Source organism: Mesorhizobium sp. WSM4307 (assembly GCF_007003945.1).
Classification (GTDB): Bacteria; Pseudomonadota; Alphaproteobacteria; order Rhizobiales; family Rhizobiaceae; genus Mesorhizobium.
The window spans coordinates 100,404-117,203 of record NZ_VFTB01000004.1 but is presented as its reverse complement, the minus strand read 5'-3'; the positions used below and the strand labels follow the sequence as shown (position 1 = coordinate 117,203).

The following is a 16,800-nucleotide window of genomic DNA, read 5'->3' as shown; positions in this document are numbered from 1 at the left end:
TCAGAACGCCTGCCCGATGCCGGCATAGATGCCGAAATGCGGATCGCCGGGATCGCGGTTGAGAGGCACGGCCGCATCGATGCGCAGTGGCCCGAACGGCGTGACGTAACGCAGGCCGACACCGGCGCCGACCTTGACGTCGGAGAAGTTGGGAACCGACTTGGTCGACACCGTGCCGGCATCGACGAACGGCACGATACCGATCGTATCGGTGACGGCTATGCGCATTTCGACCGAGGTCTCGAAGAAGGACAGGCCGCCAATCGGCTGGCCGGTGAAGTCTTTCGGGCCTATGCCCTGATAGGCATAGCCGCGCACCGAACCGCCACCACCGGAGTAGAAGCGCCGGTCGGCCGGAACGTTCTGCAGCCCGGTGCCGACGATCGAGCCGACGGCGACGCGCTCGGCCAGCACGAATTTCGAGGCAGTGTCCAGCGACTGATAGGCCGATCCCTCGCCCTTCAGCTTGAGGAAGGCCGCACCGCTCAGAATGTCGTAGCTCGGCTCGGCATAGGCCAGCACCCGGAAGCCCCTGGTCGGGTTCAGCCTGCTATCCCTGTTGTCATAGACATATTGCAGGGGAACGCTGGCGATGAGGTAGGTGTGCTTGCCGAACGCATCCGTGATCCTGGAATAGTCGAGCGCCACTTCCGCCGAGACCGTCTGCTTCTTGTCGAGTTCATAGGACAGGCCGGTGCTGCCCTTGACCGAGAAATGGTCATACGCATCCGGATGCTCGAGCACGGTCTTGAAGCTGGCAAAGAACTTCGACGCCGGCCCGATCACGCCGGGTTTCTCGAACATGATGCCGGCATTGTAGTTCAGCTCGGACAGGTTGTTGCTGCCGATGCCGCTGATGGCGCCATCAATACGCAGCTTTTCCGCGTGACCAAACAGGTTGCGGTGGCCCCAATAGCCCTCCAGGCCCAGCCCTTCCGTGTTCGAGAAGGTGCCGCCAAGGCCGAAATAGCGCGGCTTGCGCTCGCTGACCTGGACGTCGATCGGGATGTTGCCGTCGGCATCGAGCTTGTCGGCTTCCTTGAACGTCACGCTGTTGAAGACTTCCAGCGCCAGCAGCCTGTCGCGTGCGTCGCTGATCTCCTGCGGCGAATACTGCTTGCCGCGCTTCAAGCCCGTCATGTATTCGGTGAAATCGCGGTCGACTTTCTCCGTGCCCTCCACCGTGGTCGCGCCATATCCGGCGACCGGCCCGGCCGCGACCGTCAGCGTCACGTCGAGCGTCGAGGTGGCATGGTCGGCGACGATCTGCCGGTCGGTCACCTTGGCCAGCGGCCGGCCCTGCTCCTTCAGCGTCCGCACGATCAGCGCCTCGGCCTTGAGCACCGCCCCCGACCCGGCGTCGCCGCCCGATATCAGACCGTAATCGGCGCTCATCAGCCCCGCCGCATCGCCCTCCAGCCTGATGTTGCCGAGTGTGAATTTCGGGCCGGCGGCAATATTGATCGCCACCGGAATCGGCTGCGGACCCTTGAATTCGGCGTCCGGCGGCAAGTCGTCGAGCGGCTTGCCGTCGATGGTGATGGTGACCACGCCTTCGTAGCGGGCATCGGCGTAGAGGGCGGCGACCAGTTGTTCCCTATCGCTGCGCGCCTTGGCCATCAGCCCGAGCGAACCGGAAACCGGCCGGTCCTCATCGCCCTTCAGCGCCGAGGCGTTTTCGAGCTTCTTGACCAGATCCTTGTCGGCATCGGGCGCTGTGATGGTCACGGCATAGCGCAGCGGATCGACGATATCGGCGTCCTCGTCGTTGGACGATCCCCACAGCTTGATGCCGAAAAGCTCGAAAGCGGCCGCAGGCCTTGATTCGGCAACCAACGCGGTTGCGCACATCATGGCCAAGAGCAGGGCGCGCGGAAGCACGCGCCCTGGCGCGATCCCTCCTGACATCTGCTCTTCATGCGCCGGCATTAAGACAACCTAGGTTACAAAACTAAAATTGGAATGAAGTTCTGAAGCGCTCGTAAAGGGGCCACAATCCAATTGTCTGAAATAGGACGGGCTTGGAATTCACACCTTTTGCGTCGCCGCAAGAATGCGTGATCCCCTGTCCTATGGAGGTACTACCGGTCATCGGCCGGAAAGGAAACCGTTGGCAGGCGGAACCCTGCCGCGTCCTGAGTTGACAAGCTTGACTGGAGCTTGAACATGCCTGGACGTCTGCAATTGTCTGGAGGGTGTAATGGCAATGCGCGCGGCTCGTGGTCTGTCAATCCTGATCCTTCTCTTCTTCGCCTGGGCCAATGTCTTGGCCTGGAACGGTGTCGCGCAAGCGGCCGAGGCCCGGCGAATCGCAACGACGGACAATTCCGACTATTTCGGCTTTGATCTCAGATCCGATCAGAATGTCACCCTCGACCAGTGCAAGACGACATGCCTTGGCGATCCGGCCTGCCGTGCCTTCACCTACAACACCAAGGCCAAATGGTGCTTTCTCAAATCCGACTACAACCAGCTCAAGTCCTTCAATGGCGCGATCGCCGGCAAGGTCGTCAACATTGACGGCGATCCCGATATCGGCGCGCCGCCGGAACTGACCTTCTTCCCCAACTGGATGGCCGACCAGGCCCAGCAGTACCGCAACAGGCTGCTTGGCCCGGCCTTCGACAAGCCGACCGAAGGCATGGCCGCCCTGATCAACTCGGCCGAACAGGCCGTGCTGACCGGCAACCATCGCTCCGCCATGCAGAAATACGAGGCCGCGGTCTCGGTGATGCCCGACGATGGCCAGCTCTGGCTCAACCTGGCGCGTGAAACGCTGGCCGTGCAGCCCGCCACCAACACCTCCGAAGCGTCTACCTTGCCGATGAACGCCACTTCGGCCGCCTTCAACGCCTATAAGCTCTTGCGCACCACCAAGACGCGCGCGGACGTGCTGGCGCTGCTTGGCGCCGGCCTCGACAAGCGTGATCTCTACCGCCCGGCGCTGCAGGCCTATGAGGCGAGCCTTGCGCTCGTGACGTCGCCGGCCGTGCAGGCCGACTATGCCGATCTCAAGGCCCGCAAGGGTTTCCGTGTCGTCGACCACAGCATCGATGCCGACACCAGCGCGCCCCGCATCTGCGCGCAATTCTCCGAGGAACTGGTCAAGACCGGCGTCGACTACGCGCAGTTCGTGACTGTCGACAATGCACCGCCAAAGGGCGTCGAGGCCAAGGACAAGCAGATCTGCGTCGAAGGCCTCGAACACGGCCAGCATTACGACGTCACCTTCCGCGCCGGCCTGCCGGCGGCCATCGGCGAAGTGACCGCCGCTCCCGTGGTGCTGTCGATCTATGTGCAGGACCGCGCCCCGTCCGCCCGCTTCACCGGTGACAGTTTCGTGCTGCCGGCCGGCGCGCGCCGCGGCATTCCGGTCGTCACCGTCAACATGAACGCCGCCGAAATGAAGCTCTACCGCATCGGCGACCGCTCGCTGGCGCAGCTTCTGTCGGGCTACCAGTTCCTGCACCAGCTCGACGGCTATGACATTTCCAACATTTCCGAGCAGATGGGCGCGCCTGTCTGGCAGGGCAAGCTCGACATCGTCAACGACCTCAACAAGGAGGTCACCACCTCCTTCCCGGTCGACGAAGCGCTGCCGCAGCGCAAGCCCGGCGTCTATGTGCTGACCGCGCAGGCCGTCGACGGCAAGGGCGACGACTACAATTCGCTGGCCACGCAGTGGTTCGTCGTCTCCGACATCGGCCTGTCGACCTATACCGGCCAGGATGGGCTCAATGTCTTTGCCCGTTCGCTGGGCTCGGCCAAGCCGATAGCGGGCGCCGAATTGACGCTGGTTGCCCGCAACAACGAGATTCTCGGCACCGCGACATCGGATGCCGACGGCCACGCGGTCTTCAACCCCGGCCTGACGCGCGGCGACGGCGGCATGGTGCCCGCCGTGCTGATGGCCAAGCAGGGCGACAATGATTTCGTCTTCCTCGACATGTCCAAGGCCGGCTTCGACCTGTCGGACCGTGGCGTCACCGGGCGCGCGGCGCCCGGCGCGCTCGACGTCTATGCCTGGACCGAACGCGGCATCTACCGCGCCGGCGAGGATGTCCATGTCGCCGCCCTTGCCCGCGATGGCGCCGCCAAGGCGGTAGAGAACCTGCCGCTGACCTTCATCTTCTCGCGTCCCGACGGCGTCGAGGACCGCCGCATCGTCAGCGACGGCGCTTCGGTCGGCGGCCATGCCGTCGACCTGCCGCTCGAACCCAACGCCATGCGCGGCACCTGGTCGGCGTCGATTTACACCGATCCGAAGCAGCCGGCGGTCGCCAGCCAGATGTTCCTGGTCGAGGACTTCGTGCCGGATCGCATCGAATTCGACATGAAGGCCGACAAGCAGGAGATCGAGCGCGGCGAAACCGCCAACATCCACATTGACGGCCGCTTCCTCTATGGCGCGCCGGCGGCGGGCCTGGCGCTGGAAGGCGAGCTGACGCTGTCGACGGCGCGCGACTGGGACCGCTTCCCCAACTTCTCCTTCGGCCTCGCCGATGAGCAGTCGGCTGAGCCCACGGTGACGCCTCTGACCAACCTGCCGGTGGTCGGCGATGACGGCAAGGCGACCTTCCCTGTTACCGTCGATCAGTTGCCCTCGACCACCAAGCTGGTCAACGGCAAGGTGACGGTGCGCATGCGCGAAACCGGTGGCCGCGCCATCGAGCGCTCGCTCGACATCGGCATTCGCCCGCAAGGCCATATGATCGGCATCCGTCCGGACTTCGCCGACGAAGAAGTGCCGCAGGGCGGCACGGCCAAATTCAGTCTGATTGCGGTCGATCCGGCCGGCAAGCGCGAGGCGCTGAAAGGCGCGCAGTGGACGCTGGTCAAGGTCGAACGCAATTACCAGTGGTACCGCTCCAACAATTCGTGGAGCTACGAGCCGGTGACCTTCACCAAGTCGATCGCCAATGGCCAGATCGACCTCGGGGCCGATGGCGACGCCACCGTTTCCGTTCCCGTCGATTGGGGCCAATACCGGCTCGAGGTCGAAACCTCCGATCCCGAGGGACCGGCCACCAGTTATGAGTTCGACGCCGGCTGGTATGTCGCCTCGACCACCACCGAAACGCCTGACGGCCTCGAGATCGCTCTCGACAAGGACAATTATGCCGCGGGCGAAGTGGCCAAGCTGAAGGTCTCGCCGCATTTTGCCGGCGAACTTCTGATCAATATCGGTTCCGACAAGCTGTTGAAGACCATCACGGCCACCGTCCCGGCCGGCGGCAGCACCATCGACATTCCCGTCGGTGACGATTGGGGCGCCGGCGCCTATGTCACGGCAACCCTGTTCCGGCCGGGCGATGCGCAGGAGACGCGCATGCCGGCCCGCGCCATCGGCGTGAAATGGCTGAAGGTCGATCCGGGCACCAAGAAGCTAGCGGTCACGCTGACGCCGCCGGACAAGACGATGCCACGCCAGCAGCTGTCGGTCCCGGTTTCCGTGGCCGGCGTGCAGCCGGGCACCAACGCCTATGTCATGGTCGCCGCCGTCGATGTCGGCATCCTCAATCTGACCAACTACAAGGCGCCCGACCCAGAGAACTGGTTCTTCGGCCAGCGCATGCTGGGCATGGAGATCCGCGACATCTATGGCCGCCTGATCGACGGCTCGCTGGGCACCACCGGCAAGCTCAGGACCGGCGGCGACGGCGCCAACATGCAGGCGCAAGGTAGCCCGCCCACCGAAAAGCTGGTCGCCTTCTTCTCCGGCCCGGTCCAGCTCGACGCCGACGGCAAGGCACGGATCGACTTCGACATCCCGCAGTTCAACGGCACCGTGCGCGTCATGGCCGTCGCCTGGACCAAGGAAGCGGTCGGCCATGCCCAGTCGGATGTCATCGTGCGCGACCCGGTGGTCATCACCGCCGGCCTGCCGCGCTTCCTGGCGCCCGGCGACAATGCCGTGATGCGGCTTGACGTGGCCGACACCGACGGCCCGGCCGGCGACTATGCCTTCTCGATCGACACGACAGGCGACCTGTCGACGGGCGACAAGCCCCTGCCCCAAAAGCTGACGCTCGCCCAGGGCAAGCGCCAGACGCTGACCGTGCCGCTGATCGCCAAGACGCCGGGCAATGCCTCGCTCACCATCAAGCTGGCGCATGCCGACGGCACCAAGGTCGAACAGACGCTCTACGTGCCGGTGCGCCCGGCGCAATTGCCGGTCACCACGCGCCTTGTGGTCGACCTCAAGGGCAATGGCGGCGCGCTGCGCGTCGACAAGGAACTGCTGGCGGCAAGCCTGCTGGAAGGCGCTACCGTCAGCGTCGGCGTTTCGCAGGCGGCTGCCTTCGACGTGCCCTCGCTCCTGATGACGCTCGACCGCTACCCCTATGGTTGCGCCGAGCAGACCACCAGCCGCGCCATGCCGCTTCTCTATGTCAACGAGATGGCCTCGGGCGTCGGCATGGAAAGCGACCCCGACCTGCATGGCCGTATCCAGGATGCCATCTATAAGGTGCTGAGCTACCAGTCCTCGAGCGGCAGCTTCGGCCTGTGGGGCCCGGGCTCCGGCGATCTGTGGCTCGACGCCTATGTCAGCGAGTTCCTGACCAGGGCGCGCGAGCAGAAATACGACGTGCCGGCTCTTGCCATGAACCAGGCGCTGAGCAATCTGCAGAACTCGCTCGGCTACGACCAGAGCGTACAGGACCGCGGCAGCGAGATCGCCTACGCCCTCTACGTCCTGGCCCGCAACAAGAAGGCCTCGATCGGCGATCTGCGCTACTACGCCGACACCCAGCTCGAAGCCTTCTCGAGCCCGATGGCCGTTGCCCAGCTGGCTGCGAGCCTTGCGCTCTACGGCGACACCCAGCGCTCGGAGGCGACCTTCAAGACCGCGCTGCAGCTCGCCAAATCGAGCACCGACTACGACTGGTACCGCTCCGACTACGGTTCGGCGCTGCGTGACGGCGCGGCAATGCTGTCGCTGGCGGCGGAATCGAAGCCGGTTTCGTCGGTCGTGCCGGAGCTGATCAAGCTGGTGACCCGGCAACGCGCCGAAGTGCGCTGGACCAGCACCCAGGACGATTCCTGGATGCTGCTGGCGGCCCGCGCGCTGAAGGAAGGCAATGATTCGATCACGCTTTCCGTCAATGGCGCGCCGCATTCGGGTGGCTATTCCAACCAGGTCAACGGCTCCGAACTGGTCGAAAGCCCGCTCGAAATCGCCAACACCGGCAAGACCCCGCTGCAGGCCGTCGTCACCACCGTGGCGTCGCCGATCCAGCCACTGCCGGCCGGCGGTGACGGCTTCAGCATCAGCCGCACCTACTACAAGCTCGACGGCACCGAAGCCAATGTGACGGAGGCAACCCAGAACGAACGCTATGTCGTCGTGCTCAAGGTCACCGAGCAGAACAGCTGGCCGTCGCGCCTGCTGGTCACCGACCTGTTGCCGGCCGGCTTCGAGATAGACAATCCCGGCCTGGTCTCCAGCGCGCAGTTGACGAACTTCTCCTGGCTGGCGCAGACCGACGCGGCTCATCTCGAATTCCGCGACGACCGTTTCGTCGCGGCGTTCAACCCGGCCGACGGCGATCACGACCACAATCTGACGCTCGCCTATGTCGTGCGCGCGGTGACGCCGGGCACCTATGCCCATCCGGCGGCAACCGTGGAAGACATGTACCGGCCGCAATACTCGGCCCGCACCGCCACCGGCATGATGGAAATCAAGGCGCCGTAAGGTGCCTATCGTGGCGATCATGCAAATGGCGATGGCGCTAATGACAGCTTCCTCCTCCCCGTCACCATACGGGGAGGTGAGCCGTGGTCCGCGCAGCGGACGAAAAGCCAACTGCTTGGCTTTTCGAACGGCGAACGCCCGAAGGGCCGTCGTGCCGGCAGCCGGATGAGGGGCGGCGCCATGCTCTCGCAAAAATTGCTCCGTCGCGCAGCGATCGCCGCAGCTTCCTGCGCCGGCATTCTCGCGGTGTCCGTCGCCACCCTCTGGGAACTCGACCGCGCCTTCCCGCCGCCGCTGCCGGCGGAACTCACGGTCTCGACCGAAGTCCAGGACCGCGACGGCCAGCTGTTGCGCGCCTTCGCCACGCCGGACGGCTACTGGCGGCTCGAAACCCGGATCGACCAGGTCGACAAGCAGTTCGTCGACATGCTGGTCACCTATGAGGACAAACGCTTCTGGGACCATCAGGGCATCGACGTGCTGGCGCTTTGCCGCGCAGCCGGCCAGTTCGCCGCCAGCGGCCACATCGTCTCTGGCGGCTCGACCCTGTCGATGCAGCTGGCCCGTCTGATCGAGCCGCGCGAAAGCCGCAGCCTCGGCTCCAAGATCAAGCAGATGCTGCGCGCCATCCAGATCGAGCGGCGGCTCTCCAAGCGCGAGATCCTCGAACGCTATCTGACGCTGGCGCCCTATGGCGGCAACCTCGAAGGCGTGCGCGCCGCCTCGCTTGCCTATTTCGGCAAGGAGCCGAAGCGACTCACCGTTTCGGAAGCCGCCCTGCTCGTCGCGTTGCCCCAATTGCCGGAGAAGCGCCGGCCCGACCGCAACCTCGCAATCGCCCATGCCGCCCGTGACCGCGTACTGACCCGCATGGTCTCGTCCGGCCTGATCGGCGAACGCGAGGCCGCGCGCGCCGCCCTTGACGACGTGTCGGGCCTGCGCCGCGCCTTGCCGGCGCTTGCCCCGCACGCCGCCTATGCGATGCTGCCCAGGGCCGTTCCCGGCGAGCCGCTCAAGCTGACGATTCGCAAGAGCGTTCAGGAAGGACTGGAACAGGTGGCCAGGGACGCCGCGACCAAGCTCGGACCGCGTCTGTCCGTCGCCATGGTGCTGGCCGATTCCCGCACCGGCGACATTCTGGGCGAAGTCGGCTCGGCCAATTTCTTCGATGCCAGCCGCTCGGGCTGGATCGACATGACCAAGATCGTGCGCTCGCCCGGCTCGACGCTGAAACCGTTCATCTATGGCCTCGCCTTCGAACAGGGGCTGGTGGCGCAGGAAACGCTGATCGAGGACAGCCCGGTCGATTTCGGCGGCTACCGGCCCAAGAATTTCGACATGGGCTATCAGGGCGATGTCAGCGTCCGCCAGGCACTGCAATTGTCGCTCAACGTGCCGGCGATCCGCGTGCTCGATGCGGTCGGCCCGGCGCGGCTGACCGCGCGCTTCCGTCAGGCCGGCGTCAACCCGATCCTGCCGGTCAACGAGGCGCCGGGCCTGGCCATCGGCCTCGGCGGCGTTGGCGTCACGCTGCGCGATCTCGTCCAGCTCTATACGGGGCTGGCCAATGGCGGCAAGACGCACACGCTGCATGACGGCACCGAGCCGACGAATGCCGAGCGCACCACCGCCACCATCCTCAACGACCAGGCGAACTGGCAGATCATCGACATCTTGTCGGGGGTCAAGCCACCGGAAGGCGCCTTGCAGCGCGGCATCGCCTACAAGACCGGCACCTCCTACGGCTACCGCGACGCCTGGTCGGTCGGCTTCGACGGCCGCTACGTCTTAGGCGTCTGGGTCGGTCGCCCGGACGCCAGCGCCGTGCCGGGCCTTTCCGGCTATGTCTCGGCCGCTCCCATCCTGTTCGAGGGCTTTGTCCGCTCAGGCCTTGCGACCGTGCCGCTGCCGGGCAAGCCGCCCGGCGCCTTCACCCCCAAGCGCGAGGAGTTGCCGGTGACGCTAGCCCGCTTCGGCGCTGGCGCCGATGGCCTGGTGCAGGCGACACCGACCGAGCCCGCGCCGACGATCATCTTCCCGCCGGACGGCGCCCGCGTCGACCTCGCCACGAATTCCGCCGACGCCACGCCGCTGGTGCTCAAGCTGCAGGGCGGCCGTGCGCCGTTCCGCTGGCTTGCGAACGGCAAACCGCTGGTTGGCATCGACCGCCGCCGCACCGCGACCTGGCAACCGGACGGCACCGGTTACTCGACGCTGACCGTGATCGACGCGGCCGGGCGAGCGGCCAGCGTGAAAGTGTTCGTTGAATAGAGTGAGCCAGGCGATTCTGCGCGTTGGCTTTTATGCGCTGACGGTTGTCGCTTCCGTTCTGCCGGCACATGCCGAGGGCCTCCCCGCCGGCTTCGTCCGCCTCGTCGATATCGCCCCGTCCATCCGCCAGGACATCCGCTACGCCGGCGCGGACAATTTCCTGCACCGCAAGGTGACCGGCTACGACGCACCACTCTGCATCCTCACCTCGCAGGCGGCGCAAGCTCTTGCCGGCGTCCAGCAGGCAATCGCCGCTCGAGGCCTGACGCTGGTCGTCTTCGACTGCTACCGCCCTGCCCGTGCCGTCGCCGACATGGGCGACTGGACGCGACAAGGCGGGCCGCCCGATCCGCAATGGTATCCCGGGGTTCGGCGTGGCGACCTCATCGCCAAGGGCTATGTTGGTGAGTTGTCGACCCATTCGCGCGGTTCGACCGTCGATGTCGCGATTGCGCGGGCCGACGGCCCATCCGTCGCCAAACCCGCCTGCGGCGCCATCGATGCCGATACGCTCGACTTCGGCAGCGGTTTCGACTGTTTCGACCCGACGAGCGAGACGGCGCATCGCCCGCTCGGCAATGAAGCAACAGCAAACCGCAAGCTGCTCGTCGAGGCCATGCGTGCCGGCGGTTTCAAGAACTACGCGCGGGAATGGTGGCACTATACGCTCCGGCATGAGCCCCTTCCCACCCAGCGCTTCGATTTCCCGGTGAGCGCCGAGTGATTTGCCGGACCATGCGGCCTTGCCTCGGCACCGCGCATCCCTAGTTAGGACCTCGAATCCGCGCCGGGCGCCGGCGAGGAAAATATTTCCCGACGCGGCAGGAGATCGTCGAAGATTTTCTTCAGGAGGGCAAAAAAGGCAACATTCGATGCATCTAATTTCTATCAATTCGCTAGATTTGGCCCGGGTTCAACGGAGGCAGAAATGACCAAACCTCATTTCCGGAAACTGCTCGGCGCACTGGTCGCCACATCTGTCCAGTTCGGCACGCTCGGTTTCGCGTTTGCCGACACCACCATCCTCAACGTGTCCTATGATCCGACGCGTGAGCTCTACAAGGCCTATGACGAGGCCTTCGCCGCCCACTGGAAAGCCGAGACCGGCGAGGCGATCACCATCCAGCAATCGCATGGCGGATCGGGTGCCCAGGCCCGCGCCGTGATCGACGGCCTCGACGCCGATGTGGTGACGCTGGCGCTCGAGGGCGACATCAACGCAATCGTCTCCAAATCGAAGAAGATCAATCCCGACTGGCGCAAGAAATTCGAAAACAATTCAGCGCCTTACACCTCGACCATCATCTTCCTGGTCCGCAAGGGCAATCCCAAGGGAATCCACGACTGGAGCGACCTGGTCAAGGACGGCACCCAGGTGATCACACCCAATCCGAAGACCTCCGGTGGCGCCCGCTGGAACTATCTGGCCGCCTGGGCTTACGCCAACGCCCATGATGGCGGCGACGAAACCAAGACCAAGGAATTCGTCGGCAAGCTCTACGCCAATGCCCCGGTTCTCGACACCGGCGCGCGCGGCTCGACCGTCACCTTCGCGCAAAAGGGCATCGGCGACGTGCTGATCGGCTGGGAAAACGACGCCTATCTGGCGCTCGACGAATTCGGTGGCGACAATTTCGAGATCGTCTATCCGCCGACATCGATCCTGGCCGAGCCGCCGGTGGCTATCGTCGACGCCAACGTCGATGCCAAGGGCACGCGCAAGGTGGCCGAAGCCTATCTCGGCTGGCTCTATTCCAAGGAAGGCCAGACGATCATCGCCAAGAACCACTATCGTCCGGCCAAGCCCGAACTGGTGGCGCCGGCGGATCTGCCCAAGACCCCCGACATCAAGCTGATCTCCATCGACGATCCGCTTTTCGGCGGCTGGAAGAAGGCGCAGCCTTATCATTTCGGCGATGGTGGTATATTCGACCAGATCTACAAGCCGGCCCAGTGAGGTTGGGCAGAGCCCGAAGAAGCCCGTGAATGCGCTTCTTCGGCGACAATCTGGTTGAGTGAGAAGGGACGCTCTAGAACTCCATGACCACAGCACCCGCTCAGGCGGGGTGGCGATTCAGGCAGCCGAGTGTCATTCCAGGTTTCGGATTGACGCTCGGCTTCTCGCTTGCCTACCTCACCCTCATCATCCTCATCCCGCTGTCCGGGCTGATCTGGCGCTCGGCCTCGCTCGGCTGGGCTGAATTCTGGGCGATCGCCAGCGACCGCCGCACCATCAATGCGCTGGAAATCAGCTTCGGCACCGCCTTCCTCGCGGCGGCCGTCAATGTCGTCTTCGGCACGCTGGTCGCCTGGGTACTGGTGCGCTACCGCTTTCCCGGCCGCCGCATCGTCGACGCCATGGTCGATCTGCCCTTCGCCCTGCCAACCGCGGTCGCCGGCATTGCGCTCACCACGCTGTATGCGCCGAATGGCTGGATCGGCAAATTGCTGATGCCGCTCGGCGTCAAGGTTGCCTACACGCCGCTTGGCATCGTCGTGGCACTGGTCTTCATCGGCCTGCCCTTCGTCGTGCGCACGGTGCAGCCGATCATGGAGGAGATCGACAGGGAGGTGGAGGAAGCCGCCGCCACGCTTGGCGCCAACCGCTTCCAGATCATCACCCGCGTGCTGTTTCCAGGCCTGGCACCGGCCATCATCACCGGCTTCTCGCTGGCCTTCGCGCGCGGCGTCGGCGAATACGGCTCGGTCATCTTCATCGCCGGCAACCTGCCCTACAAATCCGAGATCGCGCCGCTGCTGATCGTCATCCGGCTGGAGGAATACAATTACCCGGCGGCGACCGCGATCGCGGCGATCATGCTGGCTCTATCGTTCGTCATGCTTCTGGTCGTCAATCTCGTGCAGACATGGAGCCGCAAGCGCTATGGCTGATCCCGAAATCAAATCCTACGAACCCTACCATGAGAGCCGCTCGGCGGCGGTGACGGAAAGCCGTCCCGCGCAAGCCGTGCTGATGGCGATCGCTTTTGTCTTCCTCGGCGTCTTCCTGCTCTTGCCGCTGATCATCGTCTTCCACGAGGCGCTGGCGAAAGGCATCAGTGCCTATACGCTGGCATTGGGCGAGCCGGACGCTCGCTCGGCCATCCGTCTGACGCTGCTTGTCGCAGCGATCTCTGTGCCGCTCAATGTCGTCTTCGGCATCTCCGCTGCATGGGCGATCGCCAAGTTCGAGTTCAAGGGCAAGGCGTTTCTCACCACGCTGATCGACCTGCCGTTCTCGGTCTCGCCGGTCATCTCGGGCTTGGTCTATGTGCTGCTGTTCGGCGCGCAAGGGTTGCTCGGTGAGTGGCTGAAGGCGCATGGCATCCAGATCCTGTTCGCCGTGCCTGGCATTGTGCTGGCCACCGTCTTCGTCACCTTCCCCTTCGTCGCCCGCGAACTGATCCCGCTGATGCAGGAACAGGGCAATGGCGACGAGGAGGCCGCCCTTTCGCTCGGCGCCAATGGCTGGCAGACCTTCTGGTATGTCACGTTGCCCAACGTCAAATGGGGCCTGCTCTACGGCGTACTGCTTTGCAACGCGCGCGCCATGGGCGAATTCGGTGCGGTGTCGGTGGTGTCGGGCCATATCAGAGGCCTGACCAACACCATGCCGCTGCATGTCGAAATCCTCTACAACGAGTACAATGCCGTCGGTGCTTTTGCCGTCGCTTCACTGCTTGCCGGGCTGGCGCTCGTCACGCTGGTCTTGAAAACACTGCTCGAGATGCGCTACGGCGCCGAACTCGCCGCGACGCGCGGACACTGACTAAATGCATGTCGCCCAAAAGTGGGAGCCGGTTTTGGGACAACGACATGCATCAACTACAAAGGGATTTGTATGGAAGTTCGCGTTGCCAACGTGCGCAAGGAGTTCGAGCGGTTTCCGGCGCTCCATGACGTGTCGCTCGACATCAAGTCGGGCGAGCTGATCGCCTTGCTGGGGCCGTCCGGCTCCGGCAAGACGACGCTGCTCAGGCTGATCGCCGGGCTGGAACGGCCGACGCGCGGCAAGATCTTCTTCGGCGACGAGGATGCTTCGCAGAAGTCGATCCAGGAGCGCAATGTCGGCTTCGTCTTCCAGCACTATGCGCTGTTCCGGCACATGACGGTGGCCGACAATATCGGCTTCGGCCTGAAAGTCCGGCACGGGTCCTCGCGGCCACCGGCGCAGGAAATCCGCCGCCGCGCCTCCGAGCTTCTCGACCTCGTCCAGCTTTCGGGGCTGGAAAAGCGCTATCCGGCACAGCTCTCCGGCGGCCAGCGCCAGCGTGTCGCGCTGGCGCGTGCCATGGCGATCGAACCCAAGGTGCTTTTGCTCGACGAACCGTTCGGCGCTCTCGATGCGCAGGTGCGCCGCGAACTGCGCCGCTGGCTGCGCGAGATCCATGACCGCACCGGCCACACCACCGTCTTCGTCACCCACGACCAGGAAGAGGCGCTGGAGCTTGCCGACCGCGTCGTGGTGATGAGCCAGGGCCGCATCGAACAGGTCGGCACCGCCGACGATATCTACGACACGCCGAACTCGCCCTTCGTCTACGGCTTCATCGGTGAATCGAGCTCACTTCCCGTCAAGGTCGAGAATGGCGAAATCTGGCTTGCCGACCGCCCGATCGGCCTGTCGGCGCCGCATGCGTCCGAGGGTGAGGCGACGCTGTATTTTCGCCCGCACGATGTCGAACTGCTCGACGGCTGCAGCGGCTGCATCGCCGGCACGGTCGCCGCCAGCCGCCGCGTCGCCGGCACCCGGCGCGTCGAACTCGAAATCGGCGGCGAGCGCCAGCGGGTCGAGATCGAACTGCCTGTCGGCCATCCCGCGGCCCAGAAGAGCCGGGTGGCGTTCCGTCCGGGGCGTTGGAAGCTGTTTCCGGCGGCGTGAGACCACGGCGACTTTGGTATGCCAAAGGGACATCTCGCCCGATGGCAGTGACCTAATCTTTCATCCGCTATACAGCATGACCCTCTTGAAAGAAAATCCTACGATCCACCTGTTCGGGCAACAGTTTTTCTAGCAACAAGACCCAGGCCCTCGCCTCGATGCCTCGCCCCGCCCCCTGCGCCACGGCTATGGTTAGCATACGCATTGCATCCGGAGCCTTTTTCATGAAGCGATTTTTCCTCGGCGTTGCCACTGTTGCCGGCCTGTTCCTCGCATCCTCCCAAGCCTGGTCGGCCGACAAGCTGCTCAACGCCTCCTATGACGTTGGCCGCGAACTGTTCGTCCAGGTCAACAAGGCCTTCGTCGCCGGACATCCGGGCGTGACCGTCGACCAGTCGCATGCCGGCACCTCGGCGCAGGCGCGCGCCATCGCCGAGGGCCTTGGCGCCGATGTCGTCACCTTCAACCAGGTCACCGATGTCGATTTCCTGGTCAAGAAAGGGCTCGTCTCCGCCGACTGGCAGAAGGATTTTCCCGACAATGCCTCGCCCTTCTATTCGCTGCCTTCGTTCCTTGTGCGCGCCGGCAATCCCAAGCACATCAAGGACTGGAACGATCTGGTGCGCGACGACGTGCAGGTGATCTTCCCCAACCCGAAGACCTCCGGCAATGCGCGCTACACCTATCTGGCGGCCACTGCCTACGCCAAAGAAGCCTTCAAGGGCGACGACGCCAAGGTGAAGGAGTTCATCACCAAGCTGTTCAACAACGTGCCGATCTTCGACACGGGTGGCCGCGCCGCGACCACCACCTTCGTGCAGCGCGAGATCGGCGACGTGCTGATCACCTTCGAATCCGAGACGCGCGGCATCCGCAAGGAGTACGGCGACGACAAGTTCGAGCAGGTGACGCCCTCGGTGAGCCTGCTCGCCGAATTCCCGGTGGCGATCGTCGACAAGGTCGCCGACCAGCACGGCACGCGCGAACTGGCCAAGACCTATCTCGATTTCCTCTACACGCCGCAGGGCCAGGACATCCTCGCCCAGAACGGCAACCGGGTGCGTGATGCGGCCGTCGCCGCCAAATACAAGGCCGATTTCCCACAGGTACGCCTGCTGACTGTGGAAGACGTCTTCGGCGGCTGGGACAAGATCCAGAAAGAGCATTTCGCCCCGGGCGGCCTGCTCGACCAGGCCTATGGCAGCCGCTGACGGGTTGCCTTATGGATTGAACAGATGAGGAAAGCCGGCAATGAGCCGGCTTTCTTCGTTTCTGCCATCCGCCGGGACGAATACGGCGCCATCCCGGCAAAACGTTACAAAGAATCAACGCGTTTGTGCCTAACGTGCCATTCGGCGTCTTGTTTTCGCGAAATATCATCGCGCGGCGAAACCGTCATTATTTGCACACAAACAGCCGCCAGATGCGGGGTGGTTGGGGCTTCAACGGGTTGACTCGGGCATGCTGACAAAAAAAGGCAAATACGGCCTCAAGGCCCTCGTGCATCTTTCCGGCTTGCCGGTCGGCCAATTGGCCTTCGTCAACGACATCGCGGTCGCCAACAACATCCCGAAGAAATTCCTCGACGCCATCCTGGGCGAGTTGCGCAATGCCGGCTTCGTCCAGAGCCGCAAAGGCAAGGAAGGCGGCTATCGCCTCGCCCGCCCTGCCTCCGAGATCAAGATCGGCCATGTCGTACGCGTGCTGGACGGCCCGCTGGCGCCGATACCCTGCGCCAGCCGCACGCAGTACCAGCGCTGCGAGGATTGCGACGAGGCGACCTGCCAGGTCCGGCACATGATGCTGGAAGTGCGCCAGGCGATTGCCGAGGTGCTCGATAACAGAAGCCTCGCCGCCATGCGCGATGCCGATAACGACGATTTCCCGGTCGAGCTGTCCTCGCAGATTTAGATCGACGGCCAGGGGCGGCGTTTGTCATCGTAAGATT

General features: G+C 64.3%; 10 protein-coding genes. 9 read left to right on the top strand and 1 reads right to left on the bottom strand.

What is annotated here, in order from left to right; translation table 11 throughout:
- Positions 1-1,929 (bottom strand): autotransporter assembly complex family protein, encoded by a 1,929-nt coding sequence (locus tag FJV83_RS10610; RefSeq protein ID WP_142887142.1) that lies wholly within the window; start codon positions 1,927-1,929, stop codon positions 1-3.
- A 271-nt stretch (positions 1,930-2,200) separates the two neighbouring features.
- Between FJV83_RS10610 and FJV83_RS10605 the strand changes: the two genes are divergently transcribed.
- From FJV83_RS10605 to FJV83_RS10565, 9 genes are all read left to right on the top strand, one after another.
- Positions 2,201-7,699, top strand: a complete 5,499-nt coding sequence (locus FJV83_RS10605; RefSeq protein ID WP_142887143.1) for an alpha-2-macroglobulin family protein — start codon at positions 2,201-2,203, stop codon at positions 7,697-7,699.
- Between the two features lie 180 nt (positions 7,700-7,879).
- A complete protein-coding gene (gene pbpC, locus FJV83_RS10600) occupies positions 7,880-9,970 on the top strand; it encodes a penicillin-binding protein 1C (RefSeq protein WP_245318174.1) in 2,091 nt (696 codons plus the stop codon).
- On the top strand, positions 9,963-10,694 hold the full coding sequence (locus tag FJV83_RS10595; RefSeq protein WP_095773867.1) for a M15 family metallopeptidase: 732 nt from the start codon (positions 9,963-9,965) through the stop codon (positions 10,692-10,694). Before pbpC ends, FJV83_RS10595 begins: the two co-directional genes overlap by 8 nt.
- A gap of 204 nt (positions 10,695-10,898) precedes the next feature.
- Positions 10,899-11,927 (top strand): sulfate ABC transporter substrate-binding protein, encoded by a 1,029-nt coding sequence (locus tag FJV83_RS10590; protein WP_142887144.1) that lies wholly within the window; start codon positions 10,899-10,901, stop codon positions 11,925-11,927.
- 83 nt (positions 11,928-12,010) lie between these two features.
- Positions 12,011-12,862: a sulfate ABC transporter permease subunit CysT gene (gene cysT / locus FJV83_RS10585; RefSeq protein WP_095787685.1), complete on the top strand. Its 852-nt coding sequence runs from the start codon at positions 12,011-12,013 to the stop codon at positions 12,860-12,862.
- Complete coding sequence (gene cysW, locus FJV83_RS10580; RefSeq protein WP_095773864.1) at positions 12,855-13,739, top strand: sulfate ABC transporter permease subunit CysW; 885 nt, start codon at positions 12,855-12,857, stop codon at positions 13,737-13,739. The genes cysT and cysW overlap by 8 nt, the downstream gene beginning before the upstream one ends.
- Before the next feature lie 72 nt (positions 13,740-13,811).
- Positions 13,812-14,852 carry a sulfate/molybdate ABC transporter ATP-binding protein gene (locus tag FJV83_RS10575; protein WP_142877806.1) on the top strand — a complete coding sequence of 347 codons (1,041 nt, stop codon included), beginning with the start codon at positions 13,812-13,814 and terminating at the stop codon, positions 14,850-14,852.
- Between the two features lie 224 nt (positions 14,853-15,076).
- Positions 15,077-16,063: a sulfate ABC transporter substrate-binding protein gene (locus FJV83_RS10570; protein WP_095773863.1), complete on the top strand. Its 987-nt coding sequence runs from the start codon at positions 15,077-15,079 to the stop codon at positions 16,061-16,063.
- 250 nt (positions 16,064-16,313) lie between these two features.
- A complete protein-coding gene (locus tag FJV83_RS10565; RefSeq protein WP_095773862.1) occupies positions 16,314-16,763 on the top strand; it encodes an Rrf2 family transcriptional regulator in 450 nt (149 codons plus the stop codon).
- Positions 16,764-16,800: the final 37 nt, after the last annotated feature.

Excerpts from the sequence above, each read along its gene's own strand:
- FJV83_RS10590 (WP_142887144.1), top strand. The coding sequence starts at position 10,899 with ATGACCAAACCTCATTTCCGGAAACTGCTCGGCGCACTGGTCGCCACA.
- FJV83_RS10565 (WP_095773862.1), top strand. The coding sequence starts at position 16,314 with ATGCTGACAAAAAAAGGCAAATACGGCCTCAAGGCCCTCGTGCATCTT.
- cysW (WP_095773864.1), top strand. The coding sequence starts at position 12,855 with ATGGCTGATCCCGAAATCAAATCCTACGAACCCTACCATGAGAGCCGC.
- FJV83_RS10575 (WP_142877806.1), top strand. The coding sequence starts at position 13,812 with ATGGAAGTTCGCGTTGCCAACGTGCGCAAGGAGTTCGAGCGGTTTCCG.
- pbpC (WP_245318174.1), top strand. The coding sequence starts at position 7,880 with ATGCTCTCGCAAAAATTGCTCCGTCGCGCAGCGATCGCCGCAGCTTCC.
- FJV83_RS10610 (WP_142887142.1), bottom strand. The coding sequence starts at position 1,929 with ATGCCGGCGCATGAAGAGCAGATGTCAGGAGGGATCGCGCCAGGGCGC.
- cysT (WP_095787685.1), top strand. The coding sequence starts at position 12,011 with ATGACCACAGCACCCGCTCAGGCGGGGTGGCGATTCAGGCAGCCGAGT.
- FJV83_RS10570 (WP_095773863.1), top strand. The coding sequence starts at position 15,077 with ATGAAGCGATTTTTCCTCGGCGTTGCCACTGTTGCCGGCCTGTTCCTC.
- FJV83_RS10605 (WP_142887143.1), top strand. The coding sequence starts at position 2,201 with ATGGCAATGCGCGCGGCTCGTGGTCTGTCAATCCTGATCCTTCTCTTC.